Origin of the sequence: Mesorhizobium sp. B2-8-1, assembly GCF_006440955.1 — a bacterium.
Taxonomy (GTDB): domain Bacteria; phylum Pseudomonadota; class Alphaproteobacteria; order Rhizobiales; family Rhizobiaceae; genus Mesorhizobium.
The window spans coordinates 1-22,331 of record NZ_VFTX01000010.1; the positions used below are offsets into that span (position 1 = coordinate 1).

22 protein-coding genes are annotated in these 22,331 nt (G+C 64.0%); 7 read left to right on the top strand and 15 right to left on the bottom strand.

Annotated elements, in window-relative coordinates:
* The first annotated feature begins 241 nt into the window (after positions 1–241).
* On the top strand, positions 242–1,309 hold the full coding sequence (locus FJ428_RS22960) for a TraB/GumN family protein (RefSeq protein ID WP_140880312.1): 1,068 nt from the start codon (positions 242–244) through the stop codon (positions 1,307–1,309).
* A 505-nt stretch (positions 1,310–1,814) separates the two neighbouring features.
* On the opposite strand, the gene lpdA is transcribed toward FJ428_RS22960, so the two are convergent.
* From lpdA to mdh, 12 genes are all read right to left on the bottom strand, one after another.
* On the bottom strand, positions 1,815–3,218 hold the full coding sequence (gene lpdA / locus FJ428_RS22970; protein WP_140566666.1) for a dihydrolipoyl dehydrogenase: 1,404 nt from the start codon (positions 3,216–3,218) through the stop codon (positions 1,815–1,817).
* 26 nt (positions 3,219–3,244) lie between these two features.
* Positions 3,245–4,000: an SDR family oxidoreductase gene (locus FJ428_RS22975; RefSeq protein WP_140554849.1), complete on the bottom strand. Its 756-nt coding sequence runs from the start codon at positions 3,998–4,000 to the stop codon at positions 3,245–3,247.
* Positions 3,997–4,455, bottom strand: a complete 459-nt coding sequence (locus FJ428_RS22980; protein WP_181167375.1) for a hypothetical protein — start codon at positions 4,453–4,455, stop codon at positions 3,997–3,999. The genes FJ428_RS22975 and FJ428_RS22980 overlap by 4 nt, the downstream gene beginning before the upstream one ends.
* Positions 4,456–4,541: 86 nt before the next feature.
* Positions 4,542–5,828 carry a 2-oxoglutarate dehydrogenase complex dihydrolipoyllysine-residue succinyltransferase gene (gene odhB, locus FJ428_RS22985; protein WP_140524967.1) on the bottom strand — a complete coding sequence of 429 codons (1,287 nt, stop codon included), beginning with the start codon at positions 5,826–5,828 and terminating at the stop codon, positions 4,542–4,544.
* A 47-nt stretch (positions 5,829–5,875) separates the two neighbouring features.
* On the bottom strand, positions 5,876–8,860 hold the full coding sequence (locus FJ428_RS22990) for a 2-oxoglutarate dehydrogenase E1 component (protein ID WP_140880314.1): 2,985 nt from the start codon (positions 8,858–8,860) through the stop codon (positions 5,876–5,878).
* Between the two features lie 138 nt (positions 8,861–8,998).
* Complete coding sequence (sucD, locus tag FJ428_RS22995) at positions 8,999–9,901, bottom strand: succinate--CoA ligase subunit alpha (RefSeq protein ID WP_140518080.1); 903 nt, start codon at positions 9,899–9,901, stop codon at positions 8,999–9,001.
* 26 nt (positions 9,902–9,927) lie between these two features.
* A complete protein-coding gene (locus tag FJ428_RS23000; protein ID WP_140880315.1) occupies positions 9,928–10,344 on the bottom strand; it encodes a PIN domain-containing protein in 417 nt (138 codons plus the stop codon).
* The gene (locus tag FJ428_RS23005) at positions 10,271–10,576 is read right to left on the bottom strand and encodes a hypothetical protein (protein ID WP_140492797.1); all 306 of its coding nucleotides are present in this window, start codon (positions 10,574–10,576) and stop codon (positions 10,271–10,273) included. Before FJ428_RS23005 ends, FJ428_RS23000 begins: the two co-directional genes overlap by 74 nt.
* A gap of 83 nt (positions 10,577–10,659) precedes the next feature.
* Positions 10,660–11,157, bottom strand: coding sequence for a DUF1579 family protein (locus tag FJ428_RS23010; protein WP_140492799.1), 498 nt, complete (start codon positions 11,155–11,157; stop codon positions 10,660–10,662).
* Positions 11,158–11,160: 3 nt separating this feature from the next.
* A complete protein-coding gene (locus FJ428_RS23015) occupies positions 11,161–11,532 on the bottom strand; it encodes a cupin domain-containing protein (protein WP_140492802.1) in 372 nt (123 codons plus the stop codon).
* 4 nt (positions 11,533–11,536) lie between these two features.
* A complete protein-coding gene (gene sucC, locus FJ428_RS23020) occupies positions 11,537–12,730 on the bottom strand; it encodes an ADP-forming succinate--CoA ligase subunit beta (protein ID WP_140492804.1) in 1,194 nt (397 codons plus the stop codon).
* 30 nt (positions 12,731–12,760) lie between these two features.
* Complete coding sequence (gene mdh, locus FJ428_RS23025; protein ID WP_140492808.1) at positions 12,761–13,729, bottom strand: malate dehydrogenase; 969 nt, start codon at positions 13,727–13,729, stop codon at positions 12,761–12,763.
* Between the two features lie 236 nt (positions 13,730–13,965).
* Here mdh and FJ428_RS23030 point away from each other — a divergent pair, with 236 nt between their 5' ends.
* Positions 13,966–14,394 carry a GNAT family N-acetyltransferase gene (locus FJ428_RS23030; protein WP_140880316.1) on the top strand — a complete coding sequence of 143 codons (429 nt, stop codon included), beginning with the start codon at positions 13,966–13,968 and terminating at the stop codon, positions 14,392–14,394.
* A 57-nt stretch (positions 14,395–14,451) separates the two neighbouring features.
* Here the strand turns inward: FJ428_RS23030 and zapE are convergent, their stop codons facing one another.
* The 3 genes from zapE to FJ428_RS23045 all read right to left on the bottom strand — a co-directional run bounded on the left by zapE (position 14,452) and on the right by FJ428_RS23045 (position 16,798).
* Entirely contained in the window at positions 14,452–15,651 is a 1,200-nt protein-coding gene (zapE, locus tag FJ428_RS23035) for a cell division protein ZapE (RefSeq protein ID WP_140554855.1), read from the bottom strand.
* Positions 15,652–15,678: 27 nt separating this feature from the next.
* The gene (locus FJ428_RS23040; protein WP_140492818.1) at positions 15,679–16,218 is read right to left on the bottom strand and encodes a protease inhibitor Inh/omp19 family protein; all 540 of its coding nucleotides are present in this window, start codon (positions 16,216–16,218) and stop codon (positions 15,679–15,681) included.
* A 136-nt stretch (positions 16,219–16,354) separates the two neighbouring features.
* Complete coding sequence (locus FJ428_RS23045) at positions 16,355–16,798, bottom strand: hypothetical protein (RefSeq protein WP_140492821.1); 444 nt, start codon at positions 16,796–16,798, stop codon at positions 16,355–16,357.
* 129 nt (positions 16,799–16,927) lie between these two features.
* Here FJ428_RS23045 and FJ428_RS23050 point away from each other — a divergent pair, with 129 nt between their 5' ends.
* From FJ428_RS23050 to ftsY, 5 genes are all read left to right on the top strand, one after another.
* On the top strand, positions 16,928–17,947 hold the full coding sequence (locus tag FJ428_RS23050; protein ID WP_140662768.1) for an MBL fold metallo-hydrolase: 1,020 nt from the start codon (positions 16,928–16,930) through the stop codon (positions 17,945–17,947).
* 89 nt (positions 17,948–18,036) lie between these two features.
* Positions 18,037–18,198 carry a DUF1328 family protein gene (locus tag FJ428_RS23055; protein ID WP_140518074.1) on the top strand — a complete coding sequence of 54 codons (162 nt, stop codon included), beginning with the start codon at positions 18,037–18,039 and terminating at the stop codon, positions 18,196–18,198.
* 72 nt (positions 18,199–18,270) lie between these two features.
* A complete protein-coding gene (gene dapF, locus FJ428_RS23060; RefSeq protein WP_140518073.1) occupies positions 18,271–19,155 on the top strand; it encodes a diaminopimelate epimerase in 885 nt (294 codons plus the stop codon).
* Positions 19,155–20,480, top strand: coding sequence for a tRNA (N(6)-L-threonylcarbamoyladenosine(37)-C(2))-methylthiotransferase MtaB (gene mtaB / locus FJ428_RS23065; protein WP_140524972.1), 1,326 nt, complete (start codon positions 19,155–19,157; stop codon positions 20,478–20,480). The genes dapF and mtaB overlap by 1 nt, the downstream gene beginning before the upstream one ends.
* 12 nt (positions 20,481–20,492) lie before the next feature.
* Complete coding sequence (ftsY, locus tag FJ428_RS23070; RefSeq protein ID WP_140880317.1) at positions 20,493–22,313, top strand: signal recognition particle-docking protein FtsY; 1,821 nt, start codon at positions 20,493–20,495, stop codon at positions 22,311–22,313.
* Positions 22,314–22,331 lie beyond the last annotated feature (18 nt).

The following is a 22,331-nucleotide window of genomic DNA, read 5'->3' on the forward strand; positions in this document are numbered from 1 at the left end:
GATCTACACCGGCGTCGATACGTCGAGGCTGTTGGAGATCTATGAATCGGCTCACCCGAGGGCGTGAAGTATTGGGGTTGCGCGAGGCTTCCGGACTTCGCCACGGGATGATGAGGGGTGGGCGGCTCAACCAACCGCAAGCCGTTCAGTAATTCGAGCGATAGTCAAAACTGATTGAACCGAAGACAATTTCGTTCTCCGGGTTAACCGTTTTGCCGTTTTTCCAGCTTAGGAAAGGACCATGAAACGGGTCATCGTCATCGCCGACCGCGCTGCGCTCTTCTCGCTGAAGCTGCTCCTGGCGTTCCATGTGCTGTTCTTCCTGTCTCTACTCGCCGTCCTGTTGTTTGCGGCGGGCAAGGCGCATGCCGAAATCCCGTCCTGCACCGGCGCCGACATGCTGTCGGCGTTGCAGAAAAGTGACCCGTCCACCTACCGCAAGATCGAGGCGGAAGCCGCCGCAACGCCGAACGGCAAGGGCCTGCTGTGGAAGCTGGAGAAGACGGGCGAACAGCCGTCCTTCCTGTTCGGCACCATGCATATGACCGACCCGCGCGTCACAGCGCTGCCGCCGGCGGCGCAGAAGGCCTATGACGGCGCCGGCACCATCGTCATCGAGACCACCGAAGTGCTCGACCAGCAGAAGATGATGGCGGCCCTGCTCAAGCAGCCGGAGCTGATGATGTTCACCGACAGCACCACGCTGTCGTCGCTGCTGTCGCCCGACGACGCCGCGGCGGTCGACAAGGCGCTCGACGAACGCGGCATCTCGCCGGCAACCGTCGCCAAGATGAAGCCGTGGATGCTGTCGGCCATGGTGGCGCTTCCAGCCTGCGAGCTCGCCCGCAAGGCGGGCGGCGCGCCGGTGCTCGACGTCAAGCTTGCCGAGGATGCCAAGGCCTCCGGCAAATCCGTCGAAGGGCTGGAAACCGTCGCCGACCAGCTGCGCGCCATGGCTTCGCTGCCGATGGCGTTCCACATGAAGGGACTGGTCGACACACTGAAGCTCGGCGACAAGATGAACGACGTCAACGAAACCATGATCGTGCTCTACCAGCGCGGCGAGACCGGCATGTTCTGGCCGCTGTTTCGCGCCGTGCTGCCCGGCGAGACGGGCGACGCGACAGGCTACGCAGCGTTCGAGCAGACCATGATCACCAGCCGCAACAAGGCGATGGTCGATCATGCCGGACCATTCCTCGCCAAAGGCAGTGCCTTCATCGCCGTCGGCGCGCTGCATCTGCCCGGTCCCGAGGGCCTGGTCGAGGATTTCCGCAAAGCCGGCTATACTGTCACCGCTGTCGATTGAGTCGCGTGGGCAGCGGAGGAACCGTGCGCCGCGTTTTCGGCGCTTTCCTTCCCTAGCGTGAAACCCCATCAACGGTTGCGCGTTGATGGCTGTTGATTGATCATTTTCATCCACGGAGGACACTTTTATGGCGAATCCATCAAACGACACGCCCAGATCAGGTGGCGGCGGCAGCCCTTGGCTGATTGCATTGGTCGTCGTTATTCTGGCGATTGTCGCGTATTATGTTTTCGGAAGAAGTGGTGAGCATCCGGCGACCGAACCGCCGGCCGCGAGCACACCGGCCCCGGCGCCAGCGCCCGCGGAGCCGATGAAGCCCGCCGAACCGGCTCCTGCGCCAGCCCCAGCTCCCGCACCGGCCCAGTAATCGGGCCACGGCTTTCAACGAAGAACGGCCCGCCTTCCGGTGGGCCGTTCTGTTTGGGGCAGGCAAGGAGGCAATTCCCTCAAGGGAAGCGCTACGCGCTTGCCCGGGAAAACCGTTTCACGGTTTTCCTGGATCGTTCTAAATATGGATCGGCTTGAAGAACGTCGCCAATGCCGCTTCCTTCACTGCTTCCGACATGGTCGGATGGGCATGACAGGTGCGGGCGAGATCTTCCGACGAGCCGCCGAATTCCATCAGCACCGCCGCCTCGTGGATCATCTCGCCGGCGCCGAAGCCGACGATGTGAACGCCGAGCACGCGGTCGGTGGCCTTGTCGGCCAGGATCTTGACGAAGCCGTCGGTGTGCAGCATGGCGCGCGCCCGGCCATTGGCGGTGAACGGGAATTTCCCGACCTTGTAGTCGATGCCGGCCTTCTTCAATTCTTCCTCGGTCTTGCCGACCGAAGCGATCTCCGGGCTGGTGTAGACGACGCTCGGAATGACATCATAGTTCACATGGCCGGCCTGGCCGGCAATGGTCTCGGCCACTGCCACGCCCTCATCCTCGGCCTTGTGCGCCAGCATCGGCCCGGCGATGACATCGCCGATGGCATAGATGCCTGGTACGTTGGTCCTGAGGTGCGCGTCGGTCTTGACCCGGCCGCGCTCATCGACCTCGACGCCCGCTTCCTTCAGGCCCAGGCTGTCGGCGAAAGCGCGGCGGCCGGTGGCGATCAGCACCATGTCGGCCTCGATCGTCTCGGCCGCGCCGCCTTTCACAGGCTCGAAAGTGACGCTGGCGCCCTTCTTGGCCTTGGCGACGCCGGTGACCTTGGCGCCGAGCCTGAATTCGAAGCCCTGCTTGGAGAGCAGCCGCTGGAATTGCTTGGAGACCTCACCGTCCATACCGCCGAGGATGGTGTCGAGGAATTCGACCACGGTGACCTTGGCGCCGAGCCGCGCCCAGACCGAGCCGAGCTCGAGCCCGATGACGCCGCCGCCGACCACGACGAGATGGCCGGGCACCTTGTCCAGCGACAGCGCGCCGGTCGAGGACACGATGACTTTTTCGTCGAAGTCGACCGTGACGCCAGGAATGCCGGCGACATCCGAGCCGGTGGCGATGACGATGTTCTTCGTCTCGATTTCCTCGACCTTGCCGTCCTCGCTCGTCACCGACACCTTGCCCGCCGCGACCACCGTGCCGATGCCGCGAAAACTATCGATCTTGTTCTTCTTGAACAGGAAGGCGACGCCGTTGACGTTCGCCGTCACCGTGGCGTCCTTGTGCGCCATCATCTTCTTCAAATTGAGCTTCGGTGTCACTTCGACACCCAGTGTGTCGAAGGAGTGGCCGGCTTCGGCGAACATCTCGGAGGCATGCAGCAACGCCTTGGACGGAATGCAGCCGATGTTGAGGCAGGTGCCGCCGAAGGTCGGGTTCTTCTCGACCACCGCGACCTTCAGCCCGAGCTGCGCCGCCTTGATGGCGCAGACATAGCCGCCCGGTCCCGAGCCGATGATTACGACGTCATAAGCCATGTTTGTTTCCCTTTTTCTTGGGGCGCTCAGCGGCCGCCGCTGACGTTCAGGATCGCGCCGGTCGTATAGGACGCGGCATCGGACAACAGGTAGAGAACCGCGCCCGCGACTTCATCCGCGGTGCCGGCTCTTTTCATCGGCAGAAGATCGCGGAAGCGTTCTATCCGGTCCGGCTGTCCACCCGAGGCATGGATTTCGGTATCGATGATGCCCGGCCGCACCGCATTGACGCGGATGCCTTCCAGCGCCACCTCGCGGGCGAGCCCCATGGTGAAGGTGTCGATCGCGCCCTTGGACGCGGCGTAGTCGACATATTCGCCCGGCGAGCCCAGAACTGCCGCAGCCGACGAGATGTTGACGATGGATCCACCCGACCCACCGTGACGGCTCGACATCCGCTTCACCGCTTCGCGGGCGCAGAGGAACGACCCCACGACATTGATGCGCATCATGCGCTCCAGCCGTGAAACATCCATCTCATCGACCCGCGCCTTGACGTCGACGATGCCGGCATTGTTGACGAAAGCATCGAGCCGGCCATAGCCGCGGTCGACGGCTTCAAACATGGCAACGATATCGGATTCGACGCCGACATCGCCCCTGACCGCAAAGGCCTCGCCGCCTGCGGCCTTGATTTCGCCGACCAGTGCCTCGGCGGCGGTCTGGTGGGAGGTGTAGTTGACCGCTACGCGATAGCCAGCCTTCGACCCGAGCCGGCAGATCGCGGCGCCGATGCCGCGGCTGCCGCCGGTGACCAGCAGCACCTTTTGCGTCCCGCTCATTCCTGGCACCCCTTCAAGGCGAACACATCCGACGGCACTTTCGAAAATCCGCTGCCGCCATGGGCGGTGGATTGATGCAACACCGGACCGAGATCGGGCAGGATCAGCGTCTTCGGTGCTTCGACGCCTTCGGCCGGCAACAGGCCGATGCTGCCCTTTTCATCCGACGTATAGATGACGCCGCTCCACAAGGTGCAGGCGGCAAGCTCGGTGCCGGTAACGTCGCCTCCCGGGCATTTGTACATCAGCGCCCCGTTCGGCCGCGAAACACCTTCGTTCCATTGGACGATGCCGTTCAGCACCACATCGTTGTCGAGGATCAAGCGGAACGTGTTGGTGACGGTCGCCGACGTGCCGGTCGGCGTAAAATTGATCTCACTGCCGCTCTGGGCATCGCCGTAGACGGCGAGTTCGGCCGGGCATGCGGCATTAGCGTGGACAGCGGCGAATGCCATACCGGCCGCCAGCGCTATCGGTCTGGCAGGCCCAGGGAACAGGGCCATTATTGGCTACTCCGACCGCGAGCCGCCATCCGACCGCCTCACAGATCAAGCACCAGCCGTTCCGGATCCTCCAGGCTTTCCTTGACGCGCACCAGGAAGGTCACCGCTTCCTTGCCGTCGACGATGCGGTGATCGTAGCTCAGCGCCAGATACATCATCGGCCGGATCACGATCTGGCCGCCGACCACCACGGGCCGGTCCTGGATCTTGTGCATGCCCAGAATACCCGACTGCGGCGCGTTGAGGATCGGCGTGGACATCAGCGACCCGTAGACGCCGCCATTGGAAATCGTGAACGTGCCGCCCTGCATGTCGGCGACCGACAGCTTGCCGTCGCGCGCGGCGATGCCGAGCCGGCCGATCTCCTTCTCGATCTCGGCGATAGACATCTGGTCGGCATCGCGCACCACCGGAACGACCAGACCCTTCTCGGTGCCGACGGCGACGCCGATATGGGCGTAGTTCTTGAAGATGATATCGGTGGCATCGATCTCGGCGTTGACCGAGGGGATTTCCTTCAGCGCGTGCGTGACGGCCTTGGTGAAGAAACCCATGAAGCCGAGCTTCACGCCGTGCTTCTTCTCGAACACGTCCTTGTACTTGGTCCTGAGCGCCATCACCGCTGACATGTCCACCTCGTTGAAGGTGGTGAGCATGGCGGCGGTCGACTGCGCTTCCTTGAGCCGGCGCGCGATGGTCTGGCGCAGCTTGGTCATGCGCACGCGCTCCTCGCGCGCCGCGTCGTTGCCTGAGGACGGCGCACGGGCAGCAACCGGCGCTGCCGGGGCCGGGGCCGCCTTCGGCGTCTCGGCCGGCTGCGACGGCGCACCCTTGGAGATGGCGTCGAGCACGTCGCCCTTCAGCACCTGGCCGCGCTTGCCGGAGCCGGAAAGCTGGTCGACCGACAGATTGTTCTCGGCGATCAGTTTCGCCGCTGCCGGCGCCGGCGGCATGGTGCGCGGCTCGACCGGACCGGCGTCGCCGGCGACCTTGGCGGTCTCGGCGGCGGCCTGTTTGGTGGTCTGCGCGGCGTCGGGGCTCGATGCCTGCGCCACGGCTTGCGGCTTGGTCACTGGTGCGGCGGCGCCGCCGGCCGAAATGGAGCCCAGAAGCGCGCCGACCCCGACCGTCTCGCCTTCCTTGGCCGCGATCTCGCCCAAGGTTCCAGCGCCCGGCGAGGGAACCTCGACCGTCACCTTGTCGGTTTCGAGCTCGACCAGCGGCTCGTCGGCGGCAATGGCATCGCCCACCTTCTTGAACCATTTGCCGATGGTTGCCTCGGTGACGGATTCGCCGAGAGTGGGAACGCGGATTTCGGTAGCCATTGTGCCTGTCCGTTTGTTGTCTGTCTGTTCTATTCGCTCAACTCTGCCTACTCGCCGAGCGCGTCTTCGAGCAAGGCGGCGAGCTGGGCGAGATGCTTGGACATAAGCCCGGTCGCCGGCGAGGCGGATGCCGGCCGGCCGGTGTAGCGCACCCGCTGGTGCTTGGCGTCGATATGCGCCAGCACCCATTCCAGATACGGGTCGATGAACGACCAGGCGCCCATGTTCTTGGGTTCCTCCTGGCACCACACCATTTCGGCATTGCGGAAGCGCGACAATTCGGTGATCAACGCCTTGGCCGGGAACGGGTAGAGCTGTTCGACGCGCAGCAGATAGATGTCGTTGATGCCACGCTTCTCACGCTCCTCGTAGAGGTCGTAATAGACCTTGCCCGAGCACAGCACGACACGGCGGATCTTGGAATCCTTGGTCAGCTTGATGGCCTGGTTGGGCAAGAGCTGGGCATCGTCCCACAGCAGCCGGTGGAACGAGCTTTCGCCCGACATTTCCGGCAGCGTCGACACCGCCCGCTTGTGGCGCAGCAGCGACTTCGGCGTCATCAGGATCAGCGGCTTGCGGAAGTCGCGCTTCAACTGCCGGCGCAATATATGGAAGTAGTTGGCCGGCGTCGTGCAGTTGGCCACTTGCATGTTGTCCTCGGCGCAGAGCTGCAGGAAACGCTCGAGCCGGGCAGACGAATGTTCCGGTCCCTGGCCTTCATAGCCATGCGGCAGCAGGCAGACGAGGCCCGACATTCTCAGCCACTTGCGCTCTCCGCTGGATATGAACTGGTCGAACACCACCTGGGCGCCATTGGCGAAGTCGCCGAACTGCGCTTCCCACAGCGTCAGCGCCTTCGGCTCGGCCAGGCTGTAGCCATATTCGAAGCCGAGCACGGCTTCTTCGGACAGCATCGAGTTGATGACCTCATAGCCGGCCTGCGCCGCCGACAGATTGTTGAGCGGGATGTAGCGGGTCTCGTCGCGCTGGTCATAGAGCACAGAATGGCGCTGCGAGAAGGTACCGCGCTCCGAATCCTGCCCGGAGAGGCGGATCGGGTTGCCGTCGAGCAGGATGGCGCCAAAAGCCAGCGCCTCGGCCGTCGACCAGTCGATGCCTTCGCCGGATTCGATGGCCTGGCGGCGGTTTTCGAGAAAGCGGATGATCGTCTTGTGCGCCTCGAAATCCTTCGGCACCTCAGTCAGCTTCTTGCCGATCTCCTTCAGTGTCTTGGCCGGCACCGCGGTCTTGCCGCGCCGCTGTTCGTCCTGGTTGTCGGCCGTACGCAGGCCCGACCAGGCGCCATCCAACCAATCGGCCTTGTTGGGCTTGTAATGCTGGCCGACTTCCCACTCGGATTCCAGGTGCTCCCGCCAGTCGGCCTTGAGCTTGTCGAACTCGGCCTGCGTCAAGTGGCCTTCGGCGATCAGCCGGTCGGCATAGATCTGCACCGTTGTCTTATGGTTGCGGATGTTGCGGTACATGATCGGCTGCGTGAAGGCCGGCTCGTCGCCCTCGTTGTGGCCGAAGCGGCGGTAGCAGAACATGTCGACCACGACAGGCTTGTGGAATTTCATGCGGAATTCGATCGCCACCTTGGTGGCGTGCACCACGGCTTCCGGATCGTCGCCATTGACGTGGAAGATCGGCGCCTCGATCATCTTGGCGACGTCGGACGGATAGGGCGACGAGCGCGAGAAACGTGGGTTGGTGGTGAAGCCGATCTGGTTGTTGATGATGAAATGCAATGTGCCGGCAACGCGGTGGCCGCGCAGGCCCGATAGGCCGAGGATTTCGGCAATGACACCCTGGCCGGCAAAGGCTGCGTCGCCATGCAGCAAAAGCGGCAGCACCTTGGCCCGCTCTTCCAGCGGCACGATCTCCTCGCGACCGCGGCCGAACAGATAATCCTGCTTGGCGCGCGCCTTGCCCATCACCACAGGGTCGACGATTTCCAGATGCGAGGGATTGGCGGTCAGCGACAGGTGCACCTTGTTGCCGTCGAACTCGCGGTCCGAGGAGGCGCCAAGATGGTATTTGACGTCGCCCGAGCCCTCGACCTCGTCGGGTGCGGCCGAGCCGCCCTTGAATTCGTGGAAGATGGCGCGATGCGGCTTGGCCATCACCTGGGAGAGCACGTTGAGGCGGCCGCGATGCGCCATGCCGAGCACGATCTCCTTCAGCCCGAGCTGGCCGCCGCGCTTGACAATCTGTTCCAGTGCCGGGATCAGCGCTTCGCCGCCGTCGAGGCCGAAGCGCTTGGTGCCCTTGAACTTGACGTCGGCGAACTGCTCGAAGCCCTCGGCCTCGATCAGTTTCTGCAGGATCGCCTTCTTGCCGGTCGCGGTGAAGGAGATCTCCTTGTCGGCGCCCTCGATGCGCGCCTGGATCCACGCCTTCTCTTCCGGATCGGAGATGTGCATGAACTCGACGCCGAGCGTCGAGCAATAGGTGCGGGTCAGGATGTCGAGCATCTGGCGGATGGTGCCGAATTCGAGCCCGAGCACATTGTCGAGGAAGATCGGCCGGTCGTAGTCGGCTTCGGTGAAGCCGTAATTCTCTGGCGACAGCTCGTTGTAATCCTCGAGCGTGGCGATGCCGAGCGGGTCGAGATTGGCGTGCAGATGGCCGCGCATGCGATAGGCGCGGATCATCATGATGGCGCGCACGGAATCGCGCGTCGCCTGGTGCACGTCGGCGTCGGAGGGGACGGCGCCGTTGACGGCTGCCTTCTCCTTGACCTTCTTTTCGATGTGCTTCTCGACCAGGCCCCAATTGCCGTCGAGCGCCGACACCAGCTCGCCATTGGCCTGCAGCGGCCAGGAGGGCTTGGCCCACGAGGCGCCCTTGGCGTTCTTGCGGACATCCCCGGCATCGTCCTTCAGGCCGGCGAAGAACTCCTGCCATTCGGGATTGACCGAGGCTGGATCGTCCTCATACGCCGCATAGAGCGCGTCGATATAATCGGCATTGCCGCCATAGAGGAAAGAGGTGAGCGAAAATTGGTCGTTGGCCTGATCTTGTCGTGCCATTTTGTCTGCGGAGCCTGGCTCCGTCTCCTTTCGAGGGGAATAGTGAGTAGTCAGTAAGGAGTAGGAAAAATGAAGACTTTCCCGTTCAGCTGCTACTCACCCGTTCTTCCCTTTTCACTACTCACTATTGACTACTCACTAGCCCTTAATTGCCTCGACCAGCGTCGTGCCCAGCCGGGCCGGCGATGGCGAAACTTTTATCCCGGCCGATTCCATTGCCGCGATCTTGTCTTCGGCGCCGCCCTTGCCGCCCGAGATAACCGCGCCCGCATGGCCCATGGTGCGGCCGGCCGGCGCCGTGCGTCCGGCGATGAAGCCCGCCATCGGCTTGCGGCGGCCGCGTTTGGCCTCGTCCTTGAGAAACTGCGCGGCGTCTTCCTCGGCCGAGCCGCCGATCTCGCCGATCATGATGATCGACTTGGTCTCGTCGTCGGCGAGGAACATTTCGAGCACGTCGATGAATTCGGTGCCTTTGACGGGATCGCCACCGATGCCGACAGCGGTGGTCTGGCCGAGGCCGACATTGGTGGTCTGGAACACGGCTTCATAGGTAAGCGTTCCCGAGCGCGAAACAACACCGACCGAACCCTTGCGGAAGATGTTCCCGGGCATGATGCCGATCTTGCATTCGTCGGGGGTGAGCACGCCGGGACAGTTCGGGCCGATCAGCCGCGACGTCGAACGGTCGAGTCGCGCCTTGACCTTGATCATGTCCATGACGGGAATGCCTTCGGTGATGCAGACGATGAGCGGGATTTCGGCCTCGATGGCCTCGATGATGGCTTCGGCAGCACCCGCCGGCGGCACATAGACGACGGAAGCGTTGGCGCCGGTCTTGGCCTTGCCCTCGGCGACGGTGGCGAAGATCGGCAGGTTCTCGCCCTTGGCGCCGGTCCAGGTCTCGCCGCCCTTCTTGGGATGGATGCCGCCGACCATCTTGGTCCCGTGATAGGCCAGCGCCTGTTCGGTGTGGAAGGTGCCGGTCTTGCCGGTCAGGCCCTGCACGAGCACCTTTGTGTTCTTGTCGACGAGAATGGACATGGTGAGAACGCCTCTGAATTCAGCGATTACAAGAAAGGATTGACGGCTCGCACCGAGCCATAAACCTGGTTGTGGTTGAGATCTTCGGTGTAGAAAATCGGCGCGCCGAGATATCCGGCTGCGGCAAGAAGCGCGGCGTCGTAGTAGTGAATTCCGTAGCGGTGGGCGAGGTCCAGTCCTGCGCGAACATAGCTTTCGTCGACAGGCACCAGCGGACAAGTGCCGAGGAGGACCAGCCATTGGTCGAGCAGATCATCCCCCAGAAGGGATTTTCCTCGCGCCACCGCTGTGAATTCGGCCAAGGTTTGCCCCGACACGCCAAAGACAGTGCTCGATACCAGGTCTTCTGCGATTGGCGCGCGACGTGGGTCACGATTCTTCTCCGAAGCCGCGTAGATCAGGACGTTCGTGTCGAGAAAGCAGTCGATCTTCCCGGTCGGCATAGGCGTCCCTTCGATCCCACTTGTAGGGGGTGTCGGCGCTGTCGCTCCGTTTCGCAGCCTCGTCCATAAGCCGCTTCATTCCCGCCTTGGCCCAGGCAATCCGATCTTCCTGCTCGACTTCATGCGCAAGCAGTGAACGAATGAGGGCGTTGAGCGTCGTCTTGCGACGTCCGGCAAGGCCTCGCGCCTTCTCAAGCAGTGCCTCGTCCATGGCCAGGGTGACGTTCTTCATCGCTCGTCTCCACATAAACACACAGCCAATATATGTGTGATTATGTGTCTTTCTTCAACCGCTTTGCCCAGGATTTCCATCGCTCAGCCATCCCCCAAAACGGAAGGCGGGACGCGCCGGTAAAGGCCGCTCATCATGTCTTGCCAGCCGTCGCTGCCGACGGGCTGGAATTGCAGTCGCATGCGATAGCTGTCGCTGCCGTCGAAAGCGTAGGTCACGCGTGCGGCCCCGCGCGGCGACGAGCGCAACAGCGTCAGTGTGTTGCCCTCCCACGTGCCGGAGGCCGGCGAGGCCGGCACAAAGCCCATCGAATCGAACTGATGCATGGTGACAAGGCTGTTTTGCCGGTCGAAGCCGAACACGCTGTGCGCGCCGAACGAAATCGTCCCGTCGCGGCGCTGGCGATAGCGTTGCACTACGAACAGGCCGCCGAACTGTGCCTCTGCCAGTACTTCCGAAGTCGCTGAGCCCCCATCGGCCCATTGTGTGTCCGCGACCTCTTCCTCGCCACGCCACGCGCCGACCAGCGCCTGCAGGCGCTGGTGATCGGGCGAGAGCGAGGAGAAGGAGGCCGCGTTCATGGTTCAGAGCCGCTTCAGGTCGGTGACGGTGAGATCGCTCTTGGCGTTGCCGGTGTTGAGCGTCGTCGCCGGCTCGAACATCAGCACCACAGGTTCCGGTGTCAGCGAACGCGGCCGGTGCTCGACGCCGCGCGGCACGACGATGAAGTCGCCTTCGCCGAGCTCGACCGGACCGTCGCGGAAATCGATGGCGATGCGGCCGCGCAGCACGAGGAAGGCTTCGTCTTCGTTGTCATGGGCGTGCCAGTCGAAAACCGCGCCGAACTTGGCGACCTTCGCCTGGCTGTCATTGACATCGCCGGCGATATGCGGATCGAAGACATCCGCGATCTTCGCATCCGCAGCCTCGACGAGATTTATCTTGCGCGGAGGCACTTGATCAGCCCTTCACCGCCGCCACGATCTTCTTGGCCGCGTCGTCAAGATCGTCGGCCGACACGACGTTGAGGCCGCTGTCGTTGATGATCTTCTTGCCGAGTTCGGCATTGGTGCCTTCAAGGCGCACGACCAGCGGCACTTTCAGGCCCACTTCCTTGACCGCGGCGATAACGCCCTCGGCGATGATGTCGCATTTCATGATACCGCCGAAGATGTTGATCAGGATGCCCTTGACCGCCGGATCCCTGGTGATGATCTTGAAGGCCGCCGTCACCTTTTCTTTCGACGCGCCGCCGCCGACATCGAGAAAGTTGGCCGGCTCGGCGCCGTAGAGCTTGATGATGTCCATCGTCGCCATGGCGAGGCCGGCGCCATTGACCATGCAGCCGATATTGCCGTCGAGCGCGACATAGGCGAGGTCGTATTTCGACGCCTCGATCTCCTTCTCGTCCTCTTCGGTGGTGTCGCGCAGCTCGAGCACATCCGGATGGCGAAACAGCGCGTTGTTGTCGAACGACACCTTGGCGTCGAGGACGCGCAGCCGGCCGTTTTTCATGACGATCAGGGGATTGACCTCGAGCAGGCTCATGTCCTTCTCGACGAAGGCCTTGTAGAGGATCGGGAACAGCGTGCCGCCGTCCCTGGCAGCATCGCCGTCGAGCTTCAGCGCGCCATTGAGTTTCTTCACGTCATCCGCGGTAACGCCCTTTTCCGGATCGATGGCGACGGTGATGATCTTTTCCGGCGTGTCGTGGGCGACCGCCTCGATGTCCATGCCGCCTTCGGTCGAGACGACGAAGGCGATGCGGCCGACCGAACGGTCGACCAGAACAGACAGATAGAGCTCGCGCTCGATATCGGCGCCATCCTCGATATAGAGCCGGTTGACCTGCTTGCCGGCCGGGCCGGTTTGCTTGGTCACCAGCGTGTGGCCGAGCATCTCGTTGGCGTTGGCGACGACGTCGGCGACCGACTTGGCCAGCCGCACGCCGCCCTTGGCGTCAGGCCCGAGCTCCTTGAACTTGCCCTTGCCGCGGCCGCCGGCATGGATCTGGCTCTTCACCACATAGAGCGGGCCGGGCAGCGCCTTGGCGGCGGCTTCCGCCTCATCGGCCTTGAACACCGGCACGCCTTGGGCCACCGGCGCGCCAAAGCCCTTCAGCAGCGCCTTGCCCTGATATTCATGGATGTTCATCTGGATCGTCTCCGGATCAGCTGCTGGGGTTCACTTCGAGGCGAGTTGCGGCGCGATCTTGACGCAGGCCTCGGTCAGGCCTTGCACCGCCGCTACCGAGCTATCGAACATCTTCTGCTCTGGCTTGGAAAGCTCGATCTCGATGACGCGCTCGACGCCACCGGCGCCGATCACCACGGGAACGCCGACATAGGTGTTCTTCACGCCATACTGGCCGGAAAGGTGGGCCGCGCAAGGCAGCACACGCTTCTTGTCCTTGAGATAGGCTTCGGCCATCGAGATCGCCGATGCGGCCGGCGCATAATAGGCCGAGCCGGTCTTCAACAGGCCGACGATCTCGGCGCCGCCATCGCGGGTGCGCTGCACGATCTGGTCGAGCTTCTCCTTCGAGGTCCAGCCCATCTTGACGAGATCGGGCAGAGGAATGCCTGCAACCGTCGAATAGCGGATCATCGGCACCATGGAATCGCCATGGCCGCCGAGCACGAAGGCGGTAACGTCCTCGACCGAGACCTTGAACTCCTCGGCCAGGAAATAGCGGAAGCGAGCGCTGTCGAGCACGCCGGCCATGCCCACGACATGGGTGTTGGGCAGGCCGGAAAACTTCTGCAGCGCCCAGACCATCGCATCCAGCGGATTGGTGATGCAGATGACGAAGGCCTTCGGCGCGTACTTCTTCAGGCCGGCGCCGACCTGTTCCATGACCTTGAGGTTGATGCCGAGCAGATCGTCGCGGCTCATGCCCGGCTTGCGCGGCACGCCGGCGGTGACGATGCAGACGTCCGCCCCTTCGATCCCGGCATAGTCGTTGACGCCGGTCAGCCTGGAATCGAACCCGTCGACCGGCGACGATTGCGCAATATCGAGCCCCTTGCCCTGCGGGATGCCTTCGGCAATATCGAACAGAACCACGTCGCCGAGGTCCTTGAGGCCGATCATGTGAGCGAGCGTGCCGCCGATCATGCCAGAGCCGATAAGCGCTATCTTGTTGCGTGCCATGTCAGGATAGTTTCCCTTTGTTCGTGATGTCGCTCAAATCGCTGACGATCTGATGACGGCGTCGAGGAAGAGACCGGAATGCTGCGGGGATCCCGCGAGATTTCGCCGCACCCAATAGCCCCGGCGCCGCGTAAATTCAAACGATTATTTTGGAGCGAGCGTTTTCAATCGGTTAGAGTGACCGGGAATTACGTAAACGTAAAAGTTTGAAAACTCGACTGGGGAAAATCTACACGATGAAGATGGAGATCGTAAGACTTGATGCCGGCAATGACGCCCTTGTGATGCGGGTCGCCGAGGATGTGTTCGACGAACCGGTCAGGCCGGATCGATTGGCAGCCTATCTCAGGGAGCTCGGCCATTTCATGGTCGTGGCGCTCGCCGACGGCGTGACCGTCGGTCAATGCGCCGCGGTCATCCACCGTCATCCCGACAAAATGACGGAGCTCTACATCGATGAACTCGGCGTATCGCCGGCCTTCCAGCGCCAGGGCATCGCGCGAAAGATGCTCGACGCGATGTTTGCGATCGGCAGGGAGAATGGCTGCGAAGAAGCCTGGGTCGGCACCGAGCCGGACAACCGTGCCGCCCGCGCGCTTTACGAGTCGCGGAAGGAACCGCACGGTCCAGCGGAAGATTTTGTGATGTATGTATACGACTTGTAGGGCTCTCATAGCAGGAGCCGTACGGATCAGCCTTTGAAGGCCCCCCGTCGGCTGGTTCTAGGCTTGCGCCTGCGCTTCGGTCGGCGTCGCCTTCGCCTTCCGCCGCTCCGCCCAATCCTCCAGCCAGTCGCGGCTCTGCATCTCGATCAGCCGCGAAGCCGTGCGTTCGAACTCGAACACCTCGACGCCGCGCTTGGCCACATAGAGTTGCTGCGGCGGCGCTTCCGCGCTTACCACCAGCCTGACGTGATGGTCGTAGAGCGTGTCGACCAGCAGGATGAAGCGCTTGGCCTCGTTGCGCCGGCCTTCACCCAGCACCGGAATGCGGTCGACAAAGATGGTCGAGAAGCGGTCGGCAAGGGCCAAATAGTCGCGCGCGCCGAGCGGCTTCTCGCACAGATCGGCGAAGGAAAAACGCGCCGCGTCGCCGGCGGCGCGCGGAACGGCCAGCTGCCGGCCCTTGACGGCAAGCGACGCCTCGGCCGTCGGCGCGCCGCGCGTCATCGTTTGCCAAGCCGCGTCCAGCGCCTCATCGGCCGCCGCATCGGCGGGCGTCACATAGACTGGCGTACGGGCAAGCTTCTCCAGCCGATAGTCCTTGTCGGCATCGAGCGAGAGCACCTGCGCATGCCGTTCCAATATGCCGATGAAGGGCAGGAAAAGCTGACGGTTCAGCCCGTCGCGATAGAGGTTCTCCGGCGCTACGTTCGACGTCGCCACCAGCACCACGCCGCTGGCGAACAGCGCCGAAAACAGCCGGGACAGGATCATCGCATCGGCGATGTCGGTGACCGAGAACTCGTCGAAACACAGTACCCAGGCCTGTTCGGCAAGCGCCCGCGCCACCGGCGGAATCGGATCGTCTTCCCTCACCGTGCCGTCCTTGCGCTCCTGCCGGTGCTTCTGGATGCGGTCCTGCACCTCGGCCATGAAGTCGTTGAAATGCACGCGGCGCTTGCGCCGCACCGGCAGCAGCTCGAAGAACAAGTCCATCAACATGGTCTTGCCGCGGCCGACGCCGCCATGGATGTAGAGGCCCTTGACCGCCTCGTGCGTCTCGCGCCTTCGGGCGAAGAGCCAGCCAAGCGCGCTCGATTTGTGCGCCAGCCGCTTCACCGAAATCTCTGATACCAGCCGGTCGAGAGCGGTGACGATCCGCTCCTGCGCCGGATCGCGCTCGATGGCACCGGTGTCGACCAGATGGTCGTAACGCTGCCTGACGGTCACATGGGTCTGGAGGCCGTCACGCAGATGCATAGGTCACGTCGTTGTCGAGGGGCTTGGCTACCTTGTAAGCGAGATCGGCAGGCCATTGGAAGTCTGGCCGTCGAATTTCGAGCCGCCCGAGGAATAGAGCCGTGCCAGCGTGCCGCCATTCTCATCGTAAAGCGTCAACTGCTTGCCGGCGACGTTCCATGACTTGATGCCGTCGATCGGCGCCGGGCAATGCAGCGGTCCGGCGCGGAAACCGGCGCCGAATTTGGTCTGCGGCGTCGCCACCTTGCAGCTCTGACCGGAAACGCTGGCGTTCCATACGCCGGCGACACTGGCCGCGGTCAGGTCCGGCGCACCCGCCGGCGCCGAACCGTCCGGCGGCAAGGAGGCGACCTGGCTGTTCTGCGGCGCGGTCGGGAATTGCGAGGGATCGGTGGTGCCGGGAGAGGCCGGAGGCGGCAACTGGTTGGCCGTCACTTGCCCGGACGGTGCTGGCTGCAGCGGCGCCGGCTGCTGGTCGTCCATCGAGGAGAACCGTGAGGTTGAGCAGCCGCTCGCAACGAGCGCCGCCAGCGATACGGCCACCAGGGCTGTTTTCGAAAAAGTCATTTCAACCTCCGTCGGATCCGGCGGGGCTGCCGTCCGCACAATGTCGCCCTCCACCAAGATGGAGAAGGTGGCGAAATTTCAACCCGATATGGTTAAAATAGGGTTTGCGCCAAGAATTGTTGCAAATTTGTCGCTATCATCCGGCCAGCGGAGCGCTCGGCACGAATATATAGCCGTCCGGTCCGACGACATAGCTCTCGCGCAGGCCGTGCGGCTTGTCGATCGCTCCGGCCAGCACGATGTGGCCGTGATCGCGCGCGGCGGCCTCGACCGCATCCGGATTGGCGCCGTAAAGGCGCAGTTCGATGCCGGCGCCGCGTGTCTCGGCGCCGGCGATCGTCCCTGTCATGGCATTGTCGAGATAGGAATGGTCGGCGTGCAGCATGAACACCGAGCCCAGCAGCTCGATCGCCGCGAAATCCTCGTCGGCATAGATGATATCGGCGCCGAGCACGTCGCGGCAGAAGGCTTCCATGGCCGCCATGTCGCTCACCAGCAGGTTGACGCCGATGCCGCGCGCCAGCGAGCGGCCGAAATCCCCGGCCTTCATCCATGGTGTCCTGGTCCGCTTCATCGCCATGGCATCGTCCTCCCCAATCCGATCCTACTCAAGCCGGCCGCCCGGGCCGTTGGCATTCGGCCGGCAAACGCTTGCGCCAGCCGGCACAAGGGCTATGTCTATCAAGACGAAATTCGCTGGAGCCGCAAATTGGCTGCGAGACCGAAAGCCGCCAATCGCTACTATAACGGCCCGCCCAGCGATCATTTCGACGGAACCTTGTTCTTCAATCCCGGCGGCCAGCCGCCGGCGCGTTTCGCCGATCTGCTGAAATGGCAGTTCAATGGCCAACGCTCGAAATGGCCGGCCACCAATCCGAGCCCCTTTCCGCAGGCAAAGCCGCCTGCACGTGTCGAGGGCGCCGGCCTGACCGTGACCATGGTCGGTCATTCCACGCTGCTGGTCCAGACCGCGGGCCTGAACATCCTCACCGATCCGGTATGGTCGCTGCGGGCCTCGCCGTTCTCCTTCGTCGGGCCGAAACGCGTCAACGCGCCGGGCATCGCCCTGGCCGACCTGCCGCCGATCGATCTCGTGCTGGTCAGCCACAATCACTACGACCATCTCGACATCGCGACGCTGAAGCAGCTCAAGGCCAGGCACGACCCGCTGGTGGTGACCCCGTTCGGCAATGACGTCCTGATTGGCGGGGCGGTTCCCGGCATGCGGCTCTCGGCGCATGACTGGGGCGACGGGGTCGACATCGGCGATGGCGTGGCCGTCCATGTCGAGCCGGCGCATCACTGGTCGGCGCGCGGCACACGCGACCGGCGCATGGCGCTATGGGCCGGCTTCGTCATCGAGACGCCGGCCGGCCGGATCTATTTCGCGGGCGATACCGGCTTCCATGACGGCATCAACTACCGGCTCATGGCTCACAAGCACGGCGGCTTCCGCTTCGCCATCCTGCCGATCGGCGCCTATGAGCCGCGCTGGTTCATGGCCTCGCAGCATCAAAACCCGGAGGAGGCGGTGCAAGGCATGACATTGTGCAACGCCGCCTATGCGGCCGGCTGCCATTGGGGCACGTTCCAGCTCACCGACGAACCGATCGACGAGCCGGCACGCAAGCTCGACGAGGCGCTGGAGGCCGAGGGCCTGCCGCGCGAACGTTTTCGCGCCTTGCGGCCAGGTGAGGTCTGGGACGTGCCGCAGGAAGCGGCGCTTTGACCGGGGCCGGCCGCGGCCGGCGGAACCCGAGCGCCACCGGCGCGTTTGTTGAAGGGGCTTCGATTTCTATCGCTTTGCGAGGCATTTCCATGCTTAAATGGATCATCATTCTCCTGATTATCGCCGCCGCTGCGAGCCTGCTCGGCATGCCGGCATTAGCAGGTGCGGCCGCCACCGGCGCGCGCATCCTGATCGGTATCGTGCTGATCATATTCCTGCTGATCGTGCTCGGCGTCTTCGCCGTCACCTGAAGGCGCGATGCACTGGTAATTCCCGCCCTTTTCCGCCATATAGCGGCAAACAGTACGGAATGACCGGAAGAAATGGCAGGCACCGCCCCTTTCGCCAAGATGAACGGCATCGGCAACGAGATCATCGTTGCCGACATGCGCGGCCGTGCCGACCGGGTGACGCCGACAGCTGCGATCGCGCTCAACGCCGATGCCTCGACGCGGTTCGACCAGATCATGGCGATCCATGAGGCGCGGACGCCGGGTACGGCCTATTTCATCGACATATTGAATTCGGACGGCTCGGGCGCGCAGGCCTGCGGCAACGGCATGCGCTGCGTCGTCCAGGCGCTGGCGGCCGAGACCGGACAAAAGACATTCACCTTCGAGACCGTCGCCGGAATCCTCAACGCGCAGGAACATGCCGACGGCTCGATCTCGGTCGACATGGGCACGCCGCGCTTCGGCTGGCGGGACATTCCGCTCGCTGAGGAGTTTCGCGATACCCGCATGATCGAATTGCAGGTCGGCCCGATCGACGCCCCGGTGCTGCATTCGCCCTCGGTCGTCTCCATGGGCAATCCGCATGCCATCTTCTGGGTCGACCGCGACGTCTGGTCCTACGAACTCGACCGCTTCGGACCGCTGCTCGAAAACCATCCGATCTTCCCCGAGCGCGCCAACATCACCATCGCGCAGGTGACCTCGCCCGACAGCATGATCATCCGCACCTGGGAACGCGGCGCCGGCCTGACCAAGGCTTGCGGCACGGCATCCTGCGCCGCCGTCGTGGCTGCGGCCCGCACCCGGCGCACCGGGCGCAGCGTCAATCTACTGACCCCCGGCGGCGGCTCGCTGCACGTCGAATGGCTTGAAAACGACCATGTCATCCTGACCGGTGCGGCCGAATGGGAGTTTTCCGGCAGCTTCGATCCCTCGAGCGGCGCCTGGGCGCGCGACACCGAAAGCGCGGCCTGATGCCCGCTCCTTTCAAGGATGGCGATGTGGGGAAGGGCCCCAATCGCATCGAACTGGTGACCTTCGGCTGCCGGCTGAACACTTATGAATCCGAGGTGATGCGGCGCGAGGCCGAAACTGCGGGCCTCGGTGGGCTGGCTGGCGGCGCCGTCATCTTCAACACCTGCGCCGTCACCGGCGAAGCGGTCCGCCAGGCCAAACAGGCGATCCGCAAGGCGCGCCGCGACAACCCCGAAGCTCGCATCATCGTCACCGGCTGCGCGGCGCAGACCGAGCCGCAGAATTTCGCGGCCATGGACGAGGTCGATCTCGTCCTTGGCAATGAGGAGAAGCTGAAGGCCAATTCCTATCGCGCGCTGCCGGATTTCGGCGTCAACGACAGCGAGAAGGCGCGCGTCAACGACATCTTCTCCGTACGCGAGACCGCCGGCCATATGGTCGATGCCATCGAGGGCAGGGCACGCGCCTTCGTGCAGGTGCAGAATGGCTGCGACCACCGCTGCACCTTCTGCATCATCCCCTATGGCCGCGGCAATTCACGCTCGGTGCCGATGGGCGCCGTGGTCGAACAGGTCAAGCGGCTCACCGGCAACGGCTATGCCGAGATCGTGCTGACCGGCGTCGACATGACCAGTTTCGGCGCCGACCTGCCGGGTGCGCCGAAACTCGGCAGGCTGGTGAAGACCATCCTGCGCCAGGTGCCGGACGTGAAGCGCCTGCGCCTCTCCTCCATCGATTCCATCGAGGCCGACGACGATTTGCTCGACGCCATCGCCACCGAGCCGCGGCTGATGCCGCATCTGCATCTGTCGCTGCAATCCGGCGATGACATGATTTTGAAGCGCATGAAGCGTCGGCATCTGCGCGATCAGTCGATCCGCTTCTGCGAAGACGTGCGCAAGCTGCGCCCTGACGTCGTCTTCGGCGCCGACATCATCGCCGGCTTCCCGACCGAGACGGAGGCGATGTTCGAAAATTCGGCAAAGATCGTCGAGGAATGCGGGCTGACCCACCTGCACGTCTTTCCGTTTTCGCCGCGCGAAGGCACGCCCGCCGCGCGCATGCCGCAGGTCCGCCGCGAAGTGATCAAGCAGAGGGCAGCCCGCCTGCGCGCCGCCGGCGAGACGGCATATCGCCGCCATCTGTCGTCGCTCTCCGGAACGCGCCAGTCGATCCTGATCGAGCGCGACGGGCTCGGCCGCACCGAAGGGTTTACGCTCGCCGCGCTCGCCACCGGCGCGCCGGGCGAGATCGTCGAAGCAACAGTCACCGGTCATGACGGCGCCCGGCTGATCGCGGCTCCGCTTGCCGCCCGTGCCGCCTGAGAAACGCAAGAGATGGCCGGGTTCTTCAAGAAGATATTTTCGTTCGGCAAGAAGGAGGTCGTCGAGGAGCGCGTCGACGAGACCGCCCCGCTGCCGCCGATCAAATGGGATCAGCTCGACACGCTGAAACCGGCGGCCGAGCAGGCCGTTCCGGAATTCCTGAAGCGGGAGGAGACCCAGGCTCAGCCTCCCGTCGAGCCCGCGCCGCCCGAGGAGCCGACACCCAAGCCTGCCCCGGCCATTCCGCCGGTGCCGGAGCCGACCATTCCGCCCGAGCCGGAACCGCTGCCGGAGGAGGAACCGGCACCGGCGCCAGAGCGCCCGGAGCCGCCGGCCCCTGAGAAAATTCCGACACCCCCGGCCATTCCGGAGCCTGCGCCCGAACCGCGGCCGCAGGAGGTACCGCAACCAGCGCCCGCCGAGCCGGAAATTGTCCCGTCGCGCCCGGAGCAGCTGCCGGAACCGGCACCCGCCGAAGTACCGACGCCCGCCGAAGTTCCGGTCGAGACGCCGGCGCCAATCGAGATTCCTGCGACACCGTCTTCCGCGCAGCCTTCACAGGCCGGCGCCGCCCCTCATCCGCCTGCCGGCACCCTCTCCCCGTATAGTGACGGGGAGAAGGAAGAAGTTCCATCGCCAACGCCTCCCTCTCTCCGTCCTTCATGGGGAGAGGGTAAGGGTGAGGGGCGCCAGCCTGTCGAGAACCTGGCACCCAGTGCCGAAACCGCCGCCGAAATCTCGCCGCCAATTCGCCAGCCTGCGCCCATCGAGCCGCAGCCTGTGCGCGCCGAGGTCGCGCCGGAACCTGAGGCAGTTCCCGTCCCGCCGAGGCCTGCGCCTGCCCCCGGAAAGGTAACGGTCGCCAGAAAGGTGGAGCAGAAGGCCGAGCCGCAGAAGGCGCCGGAGCCGGCGCCGCGGCGCTCCTGGTTCCAGCGCATGCGGGACGGGCTTGCCCGCTCCTCGCGCGACTTGTCGGGCAACATTGCCGGCGTCTTCACCAAGCGCAAGCTCGACGATGACACGCTGCAGGACCTGGAGGACGTGCTGATCCGCGCCGATCTCGGGCTGGAGACGGCCTTGCGCGTCACCGATTCGCTGGCCGCCAGCCGCTACGGCAAGGATGTCTCCGACGCCGAGGTCCGCACCGTGATGGCGCAGGAGGTCGAGAAGGTGCTGACCCCCGTCGCCCTGCCGCTGGAACTCGACCTCAGCCACAAACCGCATGTCATCCTGGTGGTCGGCGTCAACGGCACCGGCAAGACCACGACCATCGGCAAGCTGGCGGCCAAACTGACCGATGGCGGCTTGTCGGTGATGCTGGCCGCCGGCGACACCTTCCGAGCCGCCGCCATCGAGCAGCTCAAGATCTGGGGCGAGCGGACGAAATCGCCGGTCATCGCCTCCAAGCTCGGCGCCGATGCCGCCGGCCTCGCCTACGATGCCTTCGAGAAGGCGAAGGAAGCGGGTTCCGACGTGCTGATCATCGACACCGCCGGCCGATTGCAAAACAAGGCCGAGCTGATGGCGGAGCTCGAGAAGATCGTGCGCGTGCTGGGCAAGCTCGATCCGGAAGCGCCGCACACCGTGCTGCAGACGGTCGACGCCACCACCGGCCAGAACGCGCTCAACCAGGTGGAGATCTTCCGCAACATCGCCGGCGTCAACGGCCTGGTGATGACCAAGCTGGACGGCACGGCGCGTGGCGGTATTCTGGTGGCGATCGCGGCAAAACACAGATTGCCGGTCTATTTCATCGGCGTCGGCGAACAGGTCGACGACCTCGAACCGTTCTCGGCAAGCGAATTCGCCAGGGCGATCGCTGGCGTTGCGTAACGGCATGATCCCGGAAGT